Genomic DNA, 16,600 nt, shown 5'->3' with positions numbered 1-16,600 from the left:
AGGCTCAGTGCTCGGCTCCTTCCGTTTTTATTCCCGTTTCGTTCCGGATAGCACGCTATGACCGCCCATCGAATTGGCTTCCTTATTTGGCCCAGCACCAAAGCCCTGACTCTGGCGCTGGCTGAGGAAGCGTTGCGTGTTGCTCAGCGCGTGCACCCTGAAGTTGTCTACGAGTTGTCGTTCCTGCAGGCCGAGCCTCAACCCGAGGGGGCCTGGCAATTGCCTGGCGAGCCGTGGAACGGCAAGCTTGAAGGCTGCCAAAAGCTGTTCCTGTTGGCTGACGAGCCCCCGACCACCCTGGCTCCGGCCTTGAGCAGTGCGCTCAAGCAACTGGTGCGGGCAGGGTGTGTGATCGGCGGGTTGTCGGCCGGGGTGTATCCGCTGGCGCAACTCGGTCTGCTCGATGGTTATCGTGCTGCAGTGCATTGGCGCTGGCAGGACGATTTTGCCGAGCGTTTTCCCAAGGTGATCGCCACCAGTCACTTGTTTGACTGGGACCGTGATCGCCTGAGCGCTTGTGGCGGGTTGTCGGTACTCGATTTGTTGCTGGCCGTTCTGGCTCGCGATCATGGGGCTGAACTGGCCGGTGCGGTGTCCGAAGAGCTGGTGGTGGAGCGCATCCGCGAAGGTGGCGAGCGTCAGCGTATTCCGCTGCAAAACCGTTTGGGTTCCAGCCATCCCAAGCTGACCCAGGCCGTGTTGCTGATGGAGGCCAACATCGAAGAGCCGCTGACTACCGACGAAATCGCCCAGCATGTGTGCGTATCCCGTCGGCAGCTGGAGCGGATTTTCAAGCAATACCTCAACCGCGTGCCCAGCCAGTATTACCTGGAGCTGCGTCTGAACAAGGCCCGGCAAATGCTGATGCAAACCAGCAAATCGATCATCCAGATCGGCTTGTCCTGCGGTTTTTCATCGGGGCCGCATTTCTCCAGTGCGTATCGCAACTTTTTTGGCGCCACCCCTCGTGAAGACCGAAATCAGCGCCGTAGCAGCAGCCCGTTCGAGTTGTCTTCGGCGCCTGCAGAGCGGGGCTGACCTCAGAGCAGTTTGGCCTCGGCGATGGCCTCTCGGGTCAATTGCCGGCTGACTTCCATGCGCTCATCGGCGAGTTGCAAGTAAACCCGGTTATACAGGTTGTCACTGAGGGGCTCTTGAGTCAGTACTTCAGGGGCCGTGATCCGCAGTTTGGCGGCGATGTCTACTAGCGAAGCCCTCAACGCCGGATCACGACTTTGCAGTTGGACCTGTGACTTGACCCAGGCGTTTTGCTGCTCGACCAACTGATTTAGCCAGTCCACTCGCTCGTCGAAAACCCGTGCATTGTCTTCAAGCCTGCCTGGATAGGTTGTGGTCAGGTAGGTCTCCCAAAAAGGCGCCTCTGCCAGTATCTGGTTAACCAGGCCATCGCCTTTTTCGCTCTCCTTGATCAGGCTGTAGGCCCGCGTAAATTCTGTATCCCCGACTCCCGCAGTGAGGCGGTACACCATGTAATTGGGAATCCAGGGCAGTTCAAGGCTGGAGCTCAGGCGAACCTGATAACCCGTGTGCACTTCGACTTCATCGACGGTGCCGGGGACCCCGTCGATGACTTCAGAGCTGAACCTCAACCCCAGGCCGCCTTCGCTGACAGGCTTTACCCGCTGAGCGACATCGGCGCGGGCGATGTCATGGATTTTCGTCAGCCGGGCCTTGCCCCGTGCCAATGTGATCAGGTTGTTTCTCAGCTCTCGTGAAGGGCTTGCGGCTTCGTAGTATTCATAGGCCATAACCTCAAGGCCCATGGCATTGAAAATCTGCGCGCCGGCATCCGCGCAATGCGTGGGGGCGCTGGCCAGGGTGAAAAGTTTTTCGCGCATCCGGGTATCGCCATGTGCAGCATCGATCAGGCGCCACACCTTGGTGGCCAGATCCTCCCAGGCGTCGTCGTAGTCGATCCTGTCACCTTGAGTCTCAAACGCCTCCGGTGGAATTTCCATTCTGGAAATGACTTCAAAAAATCCCTGGGAGCCGTGCTCTCTTTCGACGCTATCCCAGCTGTTTTGCAGAAAGGCCCGCTCTTCGAGAGTGCCGTCGAGCCAAAAACTACTCCCTTCCGGGCCTCGGGGCGGGTACGTGCGATGAGGGTCCAACCCTTGCGCGCGGCGGTACTGAATAACCCGCTCCTGGTTATCCAGATCAAGTTTTTGCCGCTCAAGGCGGGCATTGGACACCACCCAAGCCTCTGCAGACTCGGGCAAATAGTCAGGTACCGCTGATATTTCGTTGCCCAGCAGGTTCAAATTGAAGGCTTTGGGCCTGGGTATCGAGAACAGGCCTTCTGGCCACTGCGTAATATCGGTTCTGTTAAGCATCAATGTCATGAGCTCAGGCAAATGGCCAATGGCAGGAGGTAGCCCTAGCGGGTTGTTGCTCAGGTCCAGGTGCAGAAGCCGGGTCAGCCCGTTGAGATGATCCTGTGCCTCAGGCGTCATCGCCAATCTGTTATGGGAAAACGTCAGTTGCCTGAGGCGGCGCAGCCGTGTGAGGGCCGGTGGAAAGCGCTCCAGCGTATTGGACGCCAGAGACAACACCCGCAGGTTGGGAAAGTGATCCAGGAACCCTTCACTGGCGGACGACAACTGACAGTCATCGAGAAATAGCCCGGCGACATGGCGCAGCGGTTTGCTCACATTCAAGCTTTCGAGTTCGATGGCACCCAGTGCCGCGTGGCTGAAGTCGAGTACCGCACTGATTTCAATTCTGCCGGCCTTGTTGATGTGCGGTTTATCTGCGGTGTGCCAAGAATCTTTGATTCTGGCACTGACATAGTTGCGGATTTGATAAATGCCGCGACTGTCGGTACCTGATGCTGAGGGGGCTGCTGGCGTCTGCACCCACTCATCCAGTTCGCGGAACAACAGGTTTTTTTCGTCCTCGAGGGCATTGAGGTGGGTCAAGGCCTGTTCGGTGTTGATGCGCGCGGTGATCATTTCTATTTCGGCATCATCGCGCATCGGGTACAGGGCCTTGACCTGGTTTTTCAGCGTACTGGTCGCAGCATTGGGATCCATATGGCTGCTGCCGATGCCCCGCAGCAGCGTTTCAGCCTCCATGGCCACGGAGCTTTTGGGGGCAGGGAGCTCCAGGGCGGTTCGGACCTGATTGCCAGACTGGTATTTTTCGAGGAGCCATTGCTTGAGAGTTTGCCCGGGCTTGAGGTGGGCCCTCATGTGTTCAAGGCTGGCGTCTGGCAGTGAATGCTGAAGGGCGGTGTGGAAGCGCGAAGCCGGGTGAGTCAAGGCCCCGTGTTCATCATAAACTTCGTAGTTGCCCGGCCCCAGGCGCACGATTGTTCGCGTGTGGCTGGCTCCCTCGGGGTGATGGGCGTGCCGCAAAGGCCCGTCCACTACCGATTCGCGTACTTCCAGCTTCAGGCTGCTGATGGCATCGGTGTGCATTTTCAGTGTGTTGATGGCGAGTTTCTCGGCATCGGGGCTGATCAGGTCCTCTTCAAGCAGGCCTTCCTGTGCGTGCGCGATCCGTGTCTGAGTGTGTAGCTCCGTAGCCAGATGCCTGATTCGCAACGGCAAGTTGTTGCCTGCCAGCAAGTCTGTTTTTTCAAGGGTGCTGGCGGTATCAAGCAGGGCCTGCGTCACCGGGGCTGGAAGCTGTGTAAAGCCCGTTTCAATCAAGGCGGCCTGCGGGCGGTTTGTGAGTCGCTCTTTGGCGTATGTGTAGTTGAAAATGTCTTCCCGGCGCTGATAGGCATAGTCGGCCACCTTGGTTTGCAGTGCTCTCACTGCCTGCGTCTTAACGGTTTTGGCGCCCAGCAAGGTGTCGAGTTGTGTTGAGTCCAAGTTGTCGATAATCAGTGGCCAAAGCTTGCCCTGCTTGACCTCGCCCCTTGAAATTTTCAGCGTGCCTTCAGGTGCGGCATCCGGGTTGCCGTACACATGGGGCGAGCCGGACAGTGTGTGATCCGAGTAGATGGCCACCGCCTTGTCCTCTGGCCAGCCTTGCAGCTCGGTGGGCAGGCTTTCAAGCCAATGGCTCCTCTCTGACGAGGTCAGGCCGTTGCGCACGAGCTCGATGTCCTTGATGTTCTGTTTGTGCAGCTTGAGACGCGTCAGGCTGTCATTGAGCAGGGGGGGGATGGGTTCGTTGTTCAGGTATACCCGACGCAGGACGCCTGTGGACGTGGCGCTGATACGTCGCAGGTTTTGAAGTTCAGTGTTGCTGAGCCCATCGGTGGTGTGACCCAGTCGCCGCATCAGGGTCTCATCGTCCCAGGTCTGCGGACGCTCGCCTTCCATCAGCCAGGTCCCTTCGCCGTTATGCAGCATTTTGGGCCGATAGGCGTGCGGGCGAGTGGGGTGGAGCAGGGTGAAGCGTTCAGAGCCTTCGGTCTTCTCAACTACCAGCGTGTGTTCAGCCAGAGGAGTGCTGTTGAGCGTCAGCAGCATTTGATCGTCCTGATGGCGCAGGCCCAGTCGGTCAGGGAGCACGCTGTCAGGCACGCTCAATGGATGGCTGTAGGTGCTGATGTCAGGGTTCCATAGCCGCGTGTTACCGTCACTGCCGGTGACGGGGGCCATGCCTTCTACAAAGGCTGACGATTTGGGCAGCAGGTCGCTGACGATTTGTCCTCCCGCCGCAAACAGTCCGGCCTGCACACCGCTTTCCAGCACAGCAATCAAATGCTCAAAGGCCTCGGTTGTTTGACCTTCTACCCAGTCGTGAACGCCCTCGTAGACGTCATCCAGAAGTTGATAGGCCATTTGAAGCAGCATCAGCTCACCGACCACCGGCACCAGCGGGGCGATGACAAAGGTTGCCGCATTGAAAAGGGCCATTCCAATGCGCTTCCAGCGCTCCAGCCGATCCTGGCGGGTTTTGCGGTCTTCTGCGTCGGTGGAAATCGCAATGCTCTTGGCGTCGCTGAAAATCCTGGCCAGCTTTGTGCTGTAGAGGGTTTCCCACAGGTCATCGGTAATCGGCTCTAGCGAGTACTCGAGCAAGGGGGCTTCAATCGGGATCAGGGTTTGGCTGACCCCGAACTCGCGGTCTTCCAGATCAGGGGCGTTGGGAGTGTCATTGATGACGTGGAAGTAAGTTTTTTTCAGCGCTGAAAAGTAAGTCGCCAGATGCTCGTGAGGGATGAAGCGACTGAAGAAGTGCTGATAGTCGTCTGCGCTCAGGCGCGCGGTCAGGTGCTCAATAAAGCGGCCGGTGGATGAGTATTCTTTTGCCGGGTGCAGCGGGTCGTGGGGGATGTACACCACAACGGAGCGCTGATCTTCGGGAATGAAAATCAGCGGTCCCTCTGCCGCCAGTCCACTTACAGAGAGGGTGTAGATCAGCCATTTGTCGCTCATGCCGCTAATAAAGCCATTCAATGACTCGCACAAGGGTGCGTGCATTTGCCGGGTGAGGGTCCCGTGGAGCAGGTCAGCCTTTAGGTCGGCCTGATGACATTCGCGCAGGGTGGTTTTAATCCGTAATTGCCTGGCACGGTCATTGAGCCCCAGATGCGCTCTTAGATGAGCGTCATAGCGGGCCCCAAGGTTGAGTGCGCGGCACAAGGCGGTGAAGGCCAGCACCGGCATTTTTTCGGCGATATCGTCCCTGAGTGTGTAATGGCCCAGCTCATCGGGGCGAGTGATATAGCCCGAGTCAGGGCCGTAGGCATAGGGCAGGGTTTCATGCAGTTCAAAGTTGTGCAGGGCGGCGTCCAGCAACGACACGCGCCACGCCGTGGAACCACTGTCTTGAAGGCCGATCACCGGCAGGTACCTGGGGATGTAAAGGTTGATCCAGAGGGCGTTGACGTCAAGGTCCAGGCCATGACGTTGCTGGATCAGCCGTTTGAGTAACGGTTCGGCGAACGCGCGTACATCGAGGATGTTCTCCAGTTGCTTGTCCACTTCGCCGTGCGCGGCCCAGCGCTCGGTCAGTGTGTTTTTGAATGTGCGGTTTTGAGTGGGGGTGATGGTTGCCAGCGAACGGTGCAAGGTGGGTTTCACTGTTTTCAGTCGCTGCAAGACGGGGGAGGTCAAGCGTGGCGTCCAGCTTGCAAGCGCCTTGTTCACATGGGTGAAGTGAGGGCTGAATCTAAACAGCTGTTCGGGGGACGGCGGGTTGTCGGGAATGCGGCTCATGATCAATCCATATAGAGAGAGTGGAACAAGAGGGTGCGCGTCAGCCTGGCGTCGTTACCCAGGCTCTGGCCCAAGTCGACACCGTTCAGTGGCCTCGATGATTGGCCATCAAGATCGGCCAGCCCGAGGCTAAAAAAAAGCGCAAATACCTGTTCAACCCACTGGGGTTCTGATCAATAAACAGCGTTCAGCCGATATACATGTGGCACCTGAAAACAACCCGCCTAAGCCGTTCTGGAAACGCCCATGCTTTTAGCGCAAACAAAACGCCAGAGTGCTGCCGTAAAAGTGGCCCAGCGTTTAAACTGCGCCTTTGTGACGGAATATGTCGCATTGTCGTAATGCCTTGGAAAATCATGGTTGGGCGCTATAAGAAGTTGTCGCTTGGCGACAAGGCGTGCCCCCCGTGTGTCCCTACAATCCTCCCATCGCTCGCCAGTTTAGGCAGGCGTTCCTCTTCAGGAGACTCCGATGTCCGTTGAGCAAGCCCCGGTGCAACGCGCCGATTTCGATCAGGTCATGGTTCCCAACTACGCGCCTGCAGCCTTTATCCCTGTGCGCGGCGCCGGTTCCCGAGTGTGGGACCAGGCCGGTCGTGAATTGATCGACTTCGCTGGCGGCATCGCCGTTAACGTGTTGGGGCATGCGCATCCGGCACTGGTTGGCGCGCTGACCGAACAGGCCAATACCCTGTGGCACGTATCCAACGTCTTCACCAACGAGCCGGCGCTGCGCCTGGCCAAAAAGCTGGTGGATTCGACCTTTGCCGAGCGCGTGTTCTTCTGCAACTCCGGTGCCGAAGCCAACGAAGCCGCTTTCAAGCTGGCCCGTCGCGTTGCCTTTGATCGTTTCGGCAGCGAGAAGTACGAAATCATTGCCGCCCTCAACAGTTTCCACGGCCGTACGCTGTTTACCGTGAACGTCGGCGGGCAGTCGAAGTACTCCGACGGCTTTGGTCCGAAAATCACCGGTATTACCCACGTCCCGTTCAACGATCTTGACGCCCTGAAAGCGGCCATTTCGGACAAGACCTGCGCGGTGGTGCTGGAACCGATTCAAGGCGAAGGCGGTGTGCTGCCAGCCGAACAGGCTTACCTGCAAGGCGCTCGCGACCTGTGTGACGAACACAAGGCGCTGCTGGTGTTCGACGAAGTGCAAACCGGTATGGGCCGTACCGGCCAGCTGTTTGCCTACATGCATTACGGCGTGACTCCGGACATCCTGACCAGCGCCAAGAGCCTGGGCGGCGGTTTCCCGATCGCCGCCATGCTGACCACCGAAGCGCTGGCCAAACATCTGGTCGTCGGCACTCACGGCACCACTTATGGCGGTAACCCGCTGGCCTGTGCGGTAGGTAATGCGGTGATTGATGTGATTAACACCCCTGAAGTGCTGGCAGGTGTCAAAACCAAGCACGATCAGTTCAAAACCCGCCTTGAGCAAATCGGCCAGCAATACGGCCTGTTCACTGAAGTGCGTGGCATGGGCCTGTTGCTGGGGTGTGTGTTGAGCGATGCCTGGAAAGGTCGCGCCAAAGACATTTTCAATGCCGCTGAAAAAGAAAATCTGATGATTTTGCAGGCTGGCCCCGACGTGGTGCGTTTTGCGCCGAGCCTGGTGGTTGAAGAGTCAGACATCAAGGAAGGTCTGGATCGCTTTGAGCGTGCAGTGAAAACACTGACCCAAGCCTGAGTCTGGCCTCGACGCCTGATTCATCAGGCGTCGAACCGAATTAATGTGGACCGGGCTTGCTCGCGATTGCAGCAAGCCCGGTCCCACCCTCTCTATGTAGTTCAAGGATTTAAGGAGTGACACCATGCTGGTGATGCGCCCTGCGCAAATGGCTGATCTGGGCGAGGTACAGCGTCTGGCTGCGGACAGCCCGATTGGTGTCACTTCATTGCCGGACGATATCGAACGCCTGCGCGACAAGATCGCTGCGTCTGAAACCTCGTTTGCCGCCGAAGTCAGTTTCAACGGCGAAGAAAGCTACTTCTTTGTCCTTGAGGACACCACCACCGCCAAGCTGGTGGGCTGTTCGGCAATCGTGGCCTCGGCCGGTTACTCGGAGCCGTTTTACAGCTTCCGTAACGAGACCTTCGTGCATGCCTCCCGCGAGCTGAAGATCCACAACAAGATCCACGTCCTCTCGCAGTGCCATGACCTGACGGGTAATAGCCTGCTGACCAGTTTTTATGTGGTTCCGGAGTTGGTGGGGTCGGCCTGGTCTGAGCTCAATTCCCGTGGCCGCCTGCTGTTTGTGGCCAATCATCCGGAACGCTTCGCCGATTCTGTCGTGACCGAGATCGTTGGTTACAGCGATGAAAATGGCGACTCGCCGTTCTGGGACGCCATTGGCCGCAACTTCTTCGACTTGAACTACGCCGCCGCCGAGCGTCTGTGCGGGCTTAAAAGCCGCACCTTCCTCGCCGAGTTGATGCCGCATTACCCGATTTACGTGCCGTTGCTGCCAGACACTGCCCAGGAAGCCATGGGGCAAGTTCATCCGCGGGCGCAGATCACCTTCGACATCCTGATGCGCGAAGGCTTCGAGACCGATCATTACATCGATATTTTCGACGGCGGCCCAACCCTGCATGCACGGGTTTCGGGTATTCGCTCAATCGCCCAAAGCCGCGTGGTGCCGGTCAAGCTCGGTGAGCTGAGCAAGGGCGGTGGTCGCCAGTACCTGGTGGCCAATGCTCAGTTGCAGGATTACCGCGCCGTATTGCTGGAGCTTGATTGGGCGCCGGGCAAACCGGTCACGCTGGATCTGGAAGCGGCCGAAGCACTTGGCGTTGGCGAAGGTGCCAGCGTACGAGTGGTGGCGGTTTAACGCGTTTGAGCGAGTTTCGCGGGGTTCGTCAGCGAGCCCTGTCTGAGGAGATAGCATGATCGTTCGTCCTGTACGCAACAGTGATTTACCGGCCCTGATTGAGCTGGCACGCAGCACCGGAACCGGCCTCACCACCTTGCCGGCCAACGAAGAGCGCTTGCTTCATCGTGTGACCTGGGCTGAAAAAACCTTCCGTGGCGAAGCCGAGCGCGGCGATGCGGATTACCTGTTTGTGCTCGAAAATGATGACGGCAAGGTGGTGGGTATTTCCGCCATTGCCGGCGCCGTAGGCCTGCGTGAGCCCTGGTACAACTTCCGGGTGGGACTGACTGTCAGCGCCTCCCAGGAGCTGAGTATTTATCGCGAAATCCCGACCTTGTTTCTGGCCAACGACCTGACCGGAAATTCGGAGCTGTGTTCGTTGTTCCTCAGTGCCGATTACCGCACCGGGCTTAATGGCCGCATGCTGGCCAAGGCGCGGATGTTGTTTATCGCCGAGTTCCCGGAGCTGTTCGGCAACAAGATCATTGCTGAAATGCGCGGCATGTCCGATGAAGCCGGGCGCTCGCCGTTCTGGGAAAGCCTGGGCCGACACTTCTTCAAAATGGAGTTCAGCCAGGCGGACTACCTGACCGGCGTGGGCAACAAGGCTTTTATTGCCGAGTTGATGCCCAAATTCCCGGTGTACACCTGCTTCTTGTCTGAAGATGCCCGTGGGGTGATCGGCAAGGTGCATACCCACACCGAACCTGCCTTGAACATGCTTAAAAGCGAAGGTTTCAGCTATCAGGGTTACGTCGATATTTTTGATGCGGGCCCGGCGGTTGAATGTGAAACCAGCAAAATCCGCGCGGTACGCGACAGTGAAGCGCTGGTACTGGCGATCGGCACTCCAGGTGACGATGCCACGCCTTATCTGATCCACAACCGTAAACGCGAAGATTGCCGCATCACGGCTGCCCCTGCGCGCCTGGCTGCGGGCACTCTGGTGGTCGATCCATTGACCGCCAAGCGTTTGCAGCTGACAGCGGGCGATCAAGTGCGTGCCGTTGCGCTATCCGCCCAGCCAGTGGCCTCCCGGGAGTCGAAATAATGAGCACGTTGTACATCGCAGGCGCCTGGCAGAACGGGCAGGGCGAAGCCTTTGAGTCGTTGAACCCTGTGACGCAGCATGTGCTGTGGGCAGGCAATGGCGCCAATGCCGAGCAGGCAGATGCCGCCGTCAAGGCTGCACGTCAAGCTTTCCCGGCGTGGGCCAAGCGCACCTTTGAAGATCGCCTGAGCGTGCTCGAAGCGTTCGCCGCAAGCCTTAAAAAACACGCGGACGAGCTGTCCCGTTGTATCGGTGAAGAGACCGGCAAGCCCCTGTGGGAGTCGGCCACCGAAGTCACCAGCATGATTAACAAGGTGGCGATTTCGGTACAAAGCTATCGCGAGCGCACCGGTGAAAAAAGCGGCCCGCTGGGCGATGCCACGGCCGTTTTGCGCCACAAGCCACATGGCGTGGTCGCCGTGTTTGGCCCGTACAATTTTCCGGGGCATTTGCCCAACGGGCACATTGTCCCGGCGTTGCTGGCCGGTAACAGCGTGGTGTTCAAACCCAGTGAGCTAACCCCAAAAGTCGCTGAGCTGACGGTCAAGTGCTGGATCGAAGCCGGGTTGCCAGCCGGGGTACTGAACCTGCTGCAGGGCGGCCGTGAAACCGGTATCGCACTTGCGGCACACACAGGTATCGACGGCTTGTTCTTCACCGGTTCGAGCCGCACTGGCAATGCGCTGCATCAGCAGTTTGCCGGGCGCCCGGACAAGATCCTGGCTCTGGAAATGGGCGGTAATAACCCGCTGGTGGTCGATCAGGTCGCAGACCTGGATGCGGCGGTTTACACCATCATTCAATCGGCGTTTATCTCCGCCGGGCAGCGCTGCACCTGCGCCCGTCGTTTGCTGGTGCCACAAGGCGCGTGGGGCGACAGCCTGCTGGCGCGTCTGGTTGAGGTCAGCCAAACCATCGAAGTGGGTGCTTTCGATCAGCAGCCGGCGCCTTTTATGGGTTCGGTGATTTCTCTGGGCGCAGCGCGCGCCTTGATGGATGCACAAGAAGTCCTGTTGGGCTCGGGCGCTGTTGCCTTGCTGCACATGCATCAGCCAGACAGCAAGGCGGCCTTGCTCACGCCGGGCATTATCGACGTGACCGACGTTCACGATCGTTCGGACGAAGAATTGTTCGGGCCGCTGCTGCAGGTGATTCGTTACGACGGTTTCGAGGCGGCCATTGCTGAAGCGAACAACACCGCGTTTGGTCTGGCAGCAGGTTTGTTGTCGGACTCCGAGGCGCGGTATCAGCAGTTCTGGCTGGAGAGCCGTGCCGGGATCGTGAACTGGAACAAGCAGCTGACGGGCGCGGCAAGCAGTGCGCCGTTTGGTGGCGTCGGGGCCTCGGGCAACCATCGCGCCAGTGCCTATTACGCGGCTGATTATTGCGCGTACCCGGTGGCTTCCCTGGAAACGCCGACCCTGTCGTTGCCTGCGGCGCTGACCCCGGGCGTGCGCTTGTCGTAACGCTTCGCTCATCCCTGTGGGAGCGAGCCTGCTCGCGAACGGCCTTTGAGGCTTTCGCGAGCAGGCTCGCTACCACAAGGGATGTATGACTTATAACCGTTTGCCGGAGCCTCACCGATGAAGTCCTTTGAAGTCAATTTTGACGGTTTAGTGGGGCCGACCCATAACTACGGCGGTTTGTCGTTTGGCAACGTCGCCTCCCAGAGCAATAGCCAGCAGGCTTCCAATCCCAAGGAAGCAGCACTGCAGGGCCTGGAAAAAATGAAAGCGCTGATGGACATGGGGTTTGTCCAGGGCGTGCTGGCGCCGCAAGAGCGCCCGGACGTTGCCGGTTTGCGCAGTCTGGGTTTCTCCGGCACTGACGCTCAGGTCATCGAGCGCGCCGCCAAAGAAGCCATGCCATTGCTGGTGGCCAGTTGCTCGGCATCGAGCATGTGGGTGGCCAACGCCGCGACTGTCAGCCCAAGTGCTGACACCGCAGATGGTCGCGTGCACTTCACCGCCGCCAACCTCAACTGTAAATACCACCGCAGCATCGAGCACCCGACCACCAGTCGCGTGCTGGGCGCGATGTTCGCCGACCAGCAACACTTTGCGCACCATGCGGCGTTGCCGGCTGTGGCTCAGTTTGGCGACGAAGGTGCTGCCAACCACACGCGTTTTTGCCGTGAATATGGCGAGGCGGGTGTCGAGTTTTTTGTATTCGGTCGCAGCGCGTTCGACAGCCGCTACCCGGCGCCGCAAAAGTATCCGGCCCGCCAGACCCTCGAAGCTTCACAAGCGGTGGCGCGTTTGCACGGCTTGAGCGAAGAGGGTGTGGTGTTCGCTCAGCAAAACCCGTCGGTCATTGACCAGGGCGTGTTCCATAACGACGTGATTGCGGTGGGCAATGGCGAGCTGTTGTTCCACCACCAGGACGCTTTCCTCAATACCGAGCAAATGCTGGCCGAGCTACAGGGAAAGCTGGCTGCACGTGGCGGTAATTTCCAGTCGATCAGCGTGCCTCGCGATCAGGTGGCGGTAGAGGACGCAGTGCGTTCGTACCTGTTCAACAGCCAGTTGCTGAGCCGTGCCGATGGTTCGATGTTGTTGATCGTACCTGAAGAGTGCCGCTCCAACCCGCGCGTCTGGCAGTACCTGCAAGGGCTGACCGCTGCGGGCGGGCCGATTCGCGAGGTCAAGGTGTTTGATCTCAAGCAAAGCATGCAGAACGGTGGTGGCCCGGCGTGCCTGCGCTTACGTGTCGCGCTCAATGAAACTGAGCTGGCGGCGGTCAATCCGGGGGTTATCATGACCGCGTCGTTGTACGACACGCTGACCCAGTGGGTAAACAGGCACTACCGCGACGCCTTGCGTGAAAGCGACCTGGCCGACCCGCAATTGTTGCTTGAATGCCGCACGGCATTGGATGAACTGACGCAAATCCTTAAACTGGGCTCGGTTTACCCCTTCCAGATCAATTGAACAGCTGCGTGCCTGAGCGAATATTCATCTGCGGCACGCACCTTCACCTCCACATGAGAGCTAAATAATGACCGACACCCTGAAACTGATCCTTGAAGACACTGATGGCACTCAGTTGGAAACCTCTTGCACCCGCGTTGCCGTGATGTGGCAGGGCAAGGAATTGTGGATCCAGCATGACGGCCGTGGCCAACTGCTGATCGGCGTTGACGTTGAAGAAGGCGATGCTGAATACGCCAACCTGCTGCTGCGTCCATTGGCGACTAACCTTGTCAGTCTGCAACTGGAAATGGAACCGGCAGACATTGAAGAAGACGGTGAAGATGGCCACGTACACGGCCCAGACTGCAACCACTGATTAAGGATGCACTATGCTCGCTCTCGGCAAACTGCTTGAACTGACCTTGGCCGGACGTGAACCGGCCGAGAAAACTCAACTGACTGTCGACGGCGTGCGGATGCGCTGGCTGACCGAAGGCGCGCTTGAAGTACGCCCGCCCGAGGCTCGTGACAACGGTATGGATCTGTTGTTGTCAGCCGGCATCCACGGTAATGAAACGGCGCCGATCGAGTTGCTCGATCGCCTGTTGCATGACATTGCCCGGGGCGTTATCAAACCCCGCGCACGAATTCTTTTCTTGTTCGGCAACCCGGGCGCCATGCGCACCGGCGCGCGATTTGTCGAAGAAGACCTTAACCGGCTGTTCAACGGTCGCCACGAAAGCAGCAGTGGCCCCGAGGCGCTGCGCGCGTGCGAACTTGAACACCTGGCCGAAACATTTTTCAGCCTCCCTGAGCGCTCCCGCCTTCATTACGATTTGCACACAGCCATTCGTGGATCGAAGATCGAGCAGTTCGCGCTCTACCCTTATAAAGAGGGGCGTGCTCACTCTCGCGATGAACTCGCTCGCTTGCGCGCAGCCGGCATGGAAGCGGTCTTGTTGCAGAACAAACCATCGATTGTGTTCAGTGCTTACACCTACGACCAGTTGGGCGCCGAGGCGTTTACCCTTGAGCTGGGCAAGGCCAGGCCTTTTGGGCAGAACGACGGCGTCAATGTGGAGCGTCTTGAGCTGCGTCTGCAGCAGATGATCGAAGGCACCGAGCCGCCGTTGGCCGATGAATCGCTTGAAGGTTTGCAGCTGTTCAGCGTGGCGCGTGAGGTGATCAAGCACAGCGATACTTTTATCCTGCACTTGCCTGCGGATGTCGAAAATTTCTGTGAGTTGCCCAAGGGCTATTTGCTGGCGCAAGACGCGGGCAAGACCCGCTGGATTATCGAAGAAGAGGGTGCGCGGATTATCTTTCCCAACCCGAAGGTGAAGAATGGCCTGCGCGCCGGGATCATTATTGAGCCGGCTCGCGCTTTGGCGTTAGCGTAGCCAGGGCAGTGCCTGTCAGTTAAGGAGAGCTGTGGGAGCGGGCTTGCTCGCGATGCAGGCGACGCGGTCAGAGAGTCAAACCGCGCCGCTCCAATCGCGAGCAAGCCCGCTCCTACAAAAGCTGGCTTTACACCGCGCGTTTTTGCTGGGTGTCCATGCGCTTGATGGTGCGGATTTTTTGCAGGGTATCGGCGCAGGTTTTCGCGGCCTCTTGGCCTTTGTGTTCGAAGTGGTCGAAGAAGAACTTCTGGTGCTCTTCACCCGCATGGAAGTGGTGCGGTGTCAGGCTGACCGAGAAAACCGGAACTTCGGTTTCCAGCTGCACTTGCATCAAGGCGCTGACCACGGTCTGGGCCACGAAATCGTGACGATAGATGCCACCATCCACTACCAGTGCTGCACCGACGATGCCGGCATAACGGCCGGTCTTTGCCAGCAGCTTGGCGTGCAACGGGATTTCAAAGGCGCCGCCGACTTCAAAGAAGTCGATGTCGCTTTCCTGATATCCCTGTACCAGCATTTCGGCCAGAAAGCCTTTACGGCTCTGGTCGACAATATCTTTGTGCCAGCAGGCCTGGATAAACGCTACGCGCTCGTTGTGGTGGCTTTTGCTTTTGCTGTCGATTGCGGTGGGTTGCATGTTCAGATTCCTGTTTGTGTGAAAAACAGGGCATATGAATCGAATGGGATTAAAGGGTACGTTCAGGAGGGCAGCGCACGGCCTTTCGGCATCGCCACTTGCCCACCTGATTGACGGCCCTTTGGCGCCAATCCCGTTCTCTCTTCATCCGGACTATGACCGTCGGCCCCGGGATCACACCGGGTCTGCTGACCTTGGCTATCCTCAACCCTCACGGGTGGATCTGCCAAGCGCTCGCGGGCTATGCGCATTGCGCGCAATTACCGCCGGTGGGGAGTTGCACCCCGCCCTGAGAACGTTGCCGCCAGCCTTTCTGGCGGCGGACATTTTGTATCATAATTTTTTCGCAAATGCATGGCTGCTTTTTGCTAATAGCTATCAAATTTTTTGCTGCGTTATCAGTGCGATCCTGGGCAAGCCGTTGAATATGACGAATCCTTCCTGCAGTACTCTTGTCCGAAAGGGAATTCCCCGATTAGCATCCAGAGCTGATCACTTATTGCCGAGGCCGCTCCCATGACTGTTATTGATCTTCGTAGTGACACTGTGACCCAACCCAGCAATGGCATGCGCGAGGCCATGGCGAATGCGCCGATGGGCGATGATGTGTATGGCGAAGATCCGTCGGTGAACAAGCTGGAGTCCGAACTGGCCTTGCGTTTGGGCTTTGCCAAAGCATTGTTCGTGCCCACTGGCACGATGAGCAACCTGCTGGCTCTGATGGCGCATTGCGGGCGAGGGGATGAATACATTGTGGGCCAGCAGGCCCACACCTATAAATACGAAGGCGGCGGGGCAGCGGTATTGGGCTCCATTCAGCCACAACCGCTGGAGGTTCAGGCGGATGGTTCGCTGGACTTGGGGCAGGTTGCGGCCGCAATCAAGCCTGACGACTTTCATTTTGCCCGCACGCGCTTGCTCGCCCTGGAAAACACCATGCAGGGCAAGGTGCTGGCACTTGAGTATCTGGCAGCGGCCAGTCGCCTGACCCGTGAGCATGGCCTGGCGCTGCACCTTGATGGCGCGCGACTGTACAACGCCGCTGTCAAGCTGGGTGTGGACGCTGGAGAGATCACTCGGCATTTCGATTCGGTATCCGTGTGCCTGTCCAAGGGTCTGGGCGCGCCGGTGGGTTCCGTACTGTGCGGCACCACTGACTTGATCGCCAAGGCCCGGCGCTTGCGCAAAATGGTCGGTGGCGGCATGCGCCAGGCCGGTCAACTGGCGGCAGCCGGTTTGTATGCGCTGGATCATCAGGTCGAGCGTCTGGCCGATGACCATGCCAACGCCCAGTTACTGGCTGAAGGCTTGCGTGCGGCCGGTTATGAGGTCGAACCGGTGCAGACCAATATGGTGTACGTTCAGATCGATGAGCGGGCTCAAGCTCTCAAGGCCTTTGCAGCCGAGGAGGGGATCATGCTCAGCGCCGCGCCGCGTTTGAGAATGGTGACGCACATGGATGTCAGTCGCAGTCAGATCGAACAGGTAGTAGCCGTTTTTTCCGAGTTTTCCCGCCAATAAGCTTGCGATCCGTCCAATTGCTTGTCGCTATCGTATAAACACGCTGTACCCGGGGCGA

11 protein-coding genes and 1 riboswitch are annotated in these 16,600 nt (G+C 58.5%); of the genes, 9 read left to right on the top strand and 2 right to left on the bottom strand.

Annotation, left to right across the window (positions count from 1 at the left end; all coding sequences use genetic code 11):
- Nucleotides 1-57 precede the first annotated feature (57 nt).
- Nucleotides 58-1,038, top strand: a complete 981-nt coding sequence (argR, locus tag RGV06_RS08440; protein WP_019823423.1) for a transcriptional regulator ArgR — start codon at nt 58-60, stop codon at nt 1,036-1,038.
- Nucleotides 1,039-1,040: 2 nt separating this feature from the next.
- On the opposite strand, the gene RGV06_RS08435 is transcribed toward argR, so the two are convergent.
- Entirely contained in the window at nt 1,041-6,140 is a 5,100-nt protein-coding gene (locus tag RGV06_RS08435; protein ID WP_322149808.1) for an NEL-type E3 ubiquitin ligase domain-containing protein, read from the bottom strand.
- Nucleotides 6,141-6,611: 471 nt separating this feature from the next.
- Between RGV06_RS08435 and RGV06_RS08430 the strand changes: the two genes are divergently transcribed.
- From RGV06_RS08430 to astE, 7 genes are all read left to right on the top strand, one after another.
- On the top strand, nt 6,612-7,832 hold the full coding sequence (locus tag RGV06_RS08430; RefSeq protein WP_019823419.1) for an aspartate aminotransferase family protein: 1,221 nt from the start codon (nt 6,612-6,614) through the stop codon (nt 7,830-7,832).
- A 124-nt stretch (nt 7,833-7,956) separates the two neighbouring features.
- Nucleotides 7,957-8,976, top strand: a complete 1,020-nt coding sequence (gene aruF, locus RGV06_RS08425) for an arginine/ornithine succinyltransferase subunit alpha (protein WP_019823417.1) — start codon at nt 7,957-7,959, stop codon at nt 8,974-8,976.
- A gap of 55 nt (nt 8,977-9,031) precedes the next feature.
- Nucleotides 9,032-10,069 (top strand): arginine N-succinyltransferase, encoded by a 1,038-nt coding sequence (gene astA, locus RGV06_RS08420; protein ID WP_019823415.1) that lies wholly within the window; start codon nt 9,032-9,034, stop codon nt 10,067-10,069.
- Nucleotides 10,066-11,535, top strand: coding sequence for a succinylglutamate-semialdehyde dehydrogenase (gene astD, locus RGV06_RS08415; protein ID WP_322151856.1), 1,470 nt, complete (start codon nt 10,066-10,068; stop codon nt 11,533-11,535). Before astA ends, astD begins: the two co-directional genes overlap by 4 nt.
- A 117-nt stretch (nt 11,536-11,652) precedes the next feature.
- Nucleotides 11,653-12,999 carry an N-succinylarginine dihydrolase gene (gene astB / locus RGV06_RS08410; protein WP_322149807.1) on the top strand — a complete coding sequence of 449 codons (1,347 nt, stop codon included), beginning with the start codon at nt 11,653-11,655 and terminating at the stop codon, nt 12,997-12,999.
- Between the two features lie 67 nt (nt 13,000-13,066).
- On the top strand, nt 13,067-13,357 hold the full coding sequence (locus RGV06_RS08405; protein WP_019823410.1) for a hypothetical protein: 291 nt from the start codon (nt 13,067-13,069) through the stop codon (nt 13,355-13,357).
- 13 nt (nt 13,358-13,370) lie between these two features.
- The gene (astE, locus tag RGV06_RS08400; RefSeq protein ID WP_019823408.1) at nt 13,371-14,381 is read left to right on the top strand and encodes a succinylglutamate desuccinylase; all 1,011 of its coding nucleotides are present in this window, start codon (nt 13,371-13,373) and stop codon (nt 14,379-14,381) included.
- Between the two features lie 127 nt (nt 14,382-14,508).
- Here astE and RGV06_RS08395 read toward each other — a convergent pair whose 3' ends face one another.
- A complete protein-coding gene (locus RGV06_RS08395) occupies nt 14,509-15,021 on the bottom strand; it encodes a 6,7-dimethyl-8-ribityllumazine synthase (protein ID WP_019823406.1) in 513 nt (170 codons plus the stop codon).
- A gap of 131 nt (nt 15,022-15,152) precedes the next feature.
- A riboswitch (FMN riboswitch) is annotated at nt 15,153-15,322 on the bottom strand.
- A 215-nt stretch (nt 15,323-15,537) separates the two neighbouring features.
- Here RGV06_RS08395 and ltaE point away from each other — a divergent pair.
- Complete coding sequence (gene ltaE / locus RGV06_RS08390; RefSeq protein WP_019823404.1) at nt 15,538-16,542, top strand: low-specificity L-threonine aldolase; 1,005 nt, start codon at nt 15,538-15,540, stop codon at nt 16,540-16,542.
- Nucleotides 16,543-16,600: the final 58 nt, after the last annotated feature.

Origin of the sequence: Pseudomonas sp. CCI3.1 (genome assembly GCF_034313985.1) — a bacterium.
Taxonomy (GTDB): domain Bacteria; phylum Pseudomonadota; class Gammaproteobacteria; order Pseudomonadales; family Pseudomonadaceae; genus Aquipseudomonas; species Aquipseudomonas psychrophila.
The sequence above is the reverse complement of the archived record's forward strand: the minus strand, read 5'-3'. Positions and strand labels throughout refer to the sequence as shown.